This window comes from Rheinheimera sp., assembly GCF_036568245.1.
Taxonomy (GTDB): Bacteria; Pseudomonadota; Gammaproteobacteria; order Enterobacterales; family Alteromonadaceae; genus Alishewanella.
In genome coordinates, this window is sequence record NZ_DATCSY010000215.1 from 1 (window position 1) to 3,846 (window position 3,846).

Genomic DNA, 3,846 nt, shown 5'->3' on the forward strand with positions numbered 1-3,846 from the left:
ATTATGCCGGTTTGTCACCGGATTTTGCTCTGAATAAAGCGCCGCCAAGCGACGAGAACCGCAAAATCAGCGCGTCTATTGTGCGCGAACTGGATGAAAAATCAACACATGAAGATGAAGAGAGTGCCAGCGACGGTGCTAAGAGTAAAAAGCGTGATTTTCTGTTCTGGCCGGAAAACGCCACTACCGGGTATTTCCAGATTGACCGGCGCTTGCGTAACTTTGCTTTTAATGTCAGTTGCTTTCATAACGTCTTTGTTGGTAACTGCAAACCGGTAGCGATAGAAAGTGAGCGGCGCCGTGCCTGTGAAGCGATAGATTATTTGTTTCATATTACTAAAAATATTAAGCAAAAAGAAAAGCGCCGGGAATTCTGGCTGTTATTCAGCCAGCGGCTGGAAAAACTTAAACCACTGGCTGCAGAGTTGGCTCAGGTGAACATCAAACATCACAGCCAGGTGCTGGCGCTGCTAAAAAAACTGTCTTATTGGTGGATGCAAACCTGTAACCGGCCCATCATCCAAAGAAATGATGAGGGAGAGGATGCCCAAGATCTCTGAGCTGCCGGTGCTAGTGCTGGCCGTGTTAACCGATATGTACGGCGATGACAGTAATGATACTGTAGTGCTGGCACTTAACGGTTTTAACCAGGAAGCACAGTGTTATATCACGCAGTTGCAACGAGCGTTCAGCCATGCCGACTGGGCAGAGGCTGCAAAACTGGCGCACAGTGTAAAAAGTATGGCCGGGCTTTGTGGTGCCATACAGCTTTCCGCGCTGTGTCAGCAGATTGAAACCGCCGCCCGCCAGCAAGATAGTGAACAGCTAAATGCACTCCAGAGGCAGTTAGCCCCCTGTTGGCAGGCATTGTTGCAGCAAAGCCAGGCAGAACTGATAAAGCGGAGCGCTGATGATGGTTAAGGTGTTATTTGTAGATGATGATGAGTACATCCTGACAGCCTACCAGCGCATGCTGCGCAACACCGGGTTTGACTGCATTTTCTTATCCACCCCCGAACTTATCTGGCAACAGCCGGAGCTGGATCAGCTGGATATTGTGGTTGCTGACCACCATATGCCCGGCCTTAATGGCACTGAACTGCTTGAACAACTGGCAAAGCGCTACCCGAAAATTAAGCGGGTGTTAATCAGTGGCGATCTGTACTCAGCCTGTCGATACCAGGGAGCCATGCTGTATCATGCCACACTTGAAAAACCCTGCAGCAAAGCTAGTGTGCTGCAATGCCTAACCGAACTGAGCGGGCTGTTATGACCAGCCGCTCGCGTCAGGATTTATTGCGACTGGCCGGTTACAGCCTGTATTACAGCAGTCTGGCATTACTGACAACGGCTATGCTGGCAATGGCTACCGACTTGGTGTGGCACCATGACGTATTTAACTATCGCATTATTATGCCGTTAAATACCTGGCTGCTGCTCACGCTGGCAACAGTGCTTGTGATGGCCGCCGCCCGGCGTATCACGGTGGTTATGCTCTGTGCGCTGCTGATAATAGCAGTGTTTTTGGCTGGCCAGCTGGCGGGGCTAAACATTGCCGCGCTTATGCCGCCAGGCTACCAGCAAGAAGCGATAGCCGCTGTTCCGCCATTGCAGCAGCTATATTGGCTGCTGTTTGGTCTGGCATGGCTATGCTGGTTGTTGCCGGCTAACCGGGGCTACAGCTGGGTATTTGTACTGGCGCATTTTGCATTGCTGGCCATCAGTATGGTAGTGATCTTTGCCGACACCCGCCTGCCGGTCGCGCTGGCACTGAACAGCACCATTTCTACCTCGGTCAATACTGCCGTTTTTCTGTTTATGCTGGCCGTTGCCGGGCTGGCCTCTACTTATGCCGGCAAGTTACATCTTAAGCAACTTTGGCCTAACCCGGTAAGCTGGCTGGCTGTTGTCTTGGTGCTGGCCAGTGTTATGTTGTGGCTGGCCTTTATGCATCAGCTCTCGGTCGCCAAGCAGCGGGTTTTTACCGACACCAGCTATAAATTTGAGCAGCAACTGTCGCAATTATTGGCCGAGCAATACGGCCTGTTACGCCGTATGGCGCTGCGGCTGCAAAGTTACGATAAGGCCACCGCTGAACAGCAGCTAAGCCTGGAAATGCAAAGCTATCTGGATGATTTTAGTTATATCGATTACATGGCCGTTACCGATGCAGATGGCCGGCTGTACTATTCGCTGGCACAGCAAACGGCTATTAAACAATGGTTTGACCAGCATTTAGCTGCGCAAGCCGCGCCATGGCTTAAACTGACGGCAGGCACACAGACACCACTTATCAGCCTGTATCATGATGGGCGTGTTGAACACACTTATCTGCGTGCAGCCCTGGCGCAGCCCAATGCAGCGGGCTTAACGGCTGTGGTGGCCAGTATAAATTTTAATGCTCTGCTGGAGCGTATTTTGCCGGTTATTGTACCGCCGGGCTATCAGGTGAGTTTACATTTTGTCAGCGAGGCAATGCCGGCGCCGGCTATGCCAGATAGTGAACGGCGCTTTGTACAGGAAGGGGCCAGAACCATTACCTTGCTTGAGCAGCTATCCTGGCAGCTGGTGTTGTACCGTGACCTGGCTACCGAAGTCAGTTACGCCAGACAGATTTCTAAGGTAGTGCTATTAGCCGGCTGGCTGGCTACTTTACTGGCATTAATAGGGCAGCAGTATCAAACCCGCATCCAGCGGCAACATATGCGTTTGGCAGCCGGTAATATCCGCTTGCAACACAGTCTGGAAAAACAAAAAAAACTGCAGGTGCAGCACCAGCAAATAATGGATAACTCGGCTGACATGATTTGTGTCATCGATGCTCAGGGCCGGTTTGTCGACGTGAACCAATCGTGTGAGCGAATTTTAGGTTACAGCGCCGCTGAGCTGCTGGGCCGGCCATTTTTAGACTTTACTCATCCGGACGATATTAGCGTTACCGAGCAGGAAGCCAGTCTGATTGTTGACGGCGGTAAAATTACCAAGAACTTTCGCAACCGTTATCTGCGTAAAGATGGCACTGTGGTGCATTTAATGTGGGTATCAAATTACCTGCCGTCACTGGGGCTGATGTATGCCGTGGCCCGTGATATTAATGAAATGGTTAAAGCCGAATGCTATCAGCAGGACCAGCAAGCAATACTGCGGCAAATATCCACAGAGCAGCCATTACCGGGCATTTTTGCCGCTATTTGCCAGATGGCCGAGCGCCAGAGTGACACCGTGCGGGCCGCTATTATGATAAAAACGGCTGATACCCTGAACCTGGCGGCCGCGCCTTCTTTTAGTGATCAATACTGTATGGCGGTGGCCAGCCTACCGGTGGCAGATAATGTGGGCTCTTGCGGCACGGCGGCGTTTCAGAGGAGCCTGGTTATTGTGGAAGATATTGCCAATGATGAAAAATGGCGTAAGGCAGCGCACATCGCACTGGCTGAAGGGATGCAAGCCTGTTGGTCAATGCCAATGGTGTCAAAACACGACGAAGTGCTGGGCACCTTTGCGCTGTACTGCGCAGAAAAACGCTCGCCGAGTAAGGAAGAGCTAGAGCTAATGATTGCTTGCTGTCGTTTTGCTGCGGTTGCACTGGAGCGGTCACAGCAGCGGCAATTATTACAACAAAGTGAGCAGCGTTTTCGCTCACTATTTGAATTTAACCCTGATCCGGTATACATCATTAATCCTGATGGCTATTTTAATGATATGAATGATGCCGGCTGCCAGCTGTTGCAATACAGCTTGGATGAAATAACCTCGATGCATTTTGACCGGGTAATGCTGCCTGAGCATCTTGATCGGACCTTACATCATTTTAATCAGGTGCTGGCAGGCAATGCGCAGCGTTTT

Annotated in this window: 4 protein-coding genes; all 4 read left to right on the top strand. The window is 51.0% G+C overall.

The features are described 5' to 3' along the window. Window positions 1-560, top strand: a 560-nt coding sequence (locus VIN66_RS10045; protein WP_331923858.1) for a hypothetical protein, incomplete at its 5' end; no start/stop codon positions are given. Continuing rightward, the gene (locus VIN66_RS10050) at window positions 544-921 is read left to right on the top strand and encodes an Hpt domain-containing protein (protein ID WP_331923859.1); all 378 of its coding nucleotides are present in this window, start codon (window positions 544-546) and stop codon (window positions 919-921) included. The genes VIN66_RS10045 and VIN66_RS10050, both read left to right, overlap by 17 nt. After that, window positions 911-1,273: a response regulator gene (locus tag VIN66_RS10055; protein WP_331923860.1), complete on the top strand. Its 363-nt coding sequence runs from the start codon at window positions 911-913 to the stop codon at window positions 1,271-1,273. The genes VIN66_RS10050 and VIN66_RS10055 overlap by 11 nt, the downstream gene beginning before the upstream one ends. Further along, window positions 1,270-3,846 (top strand): PAS domain S-box protein (locus VIN66_RS10060; protein WP_331923861.1); only part of this gene is annotated, 2,577 nt, incomplete at its 3' end. The genes VIN66_RS10055 and VIN66_RS10060, both read left to right, overlap by 4 nt.

What these genes read in the sequence shown, in the direction of transcription:
- VIN66_RS10050 (WP_331923859.1), top strand. Translation starts at nt 544, where the DNA reads ATGCCCAAGATCTCTGAGCTGCCGGTGCTAGTGCTGGCCGTGTTAACC.
- VIN66_RS10055 (WP_331923860.1), top strand. Translation starts at nt 911, where the DNA reads ATGATGGTTAAGGTGTTATTTGTAGATGATGATGAGTACATCCTGACA.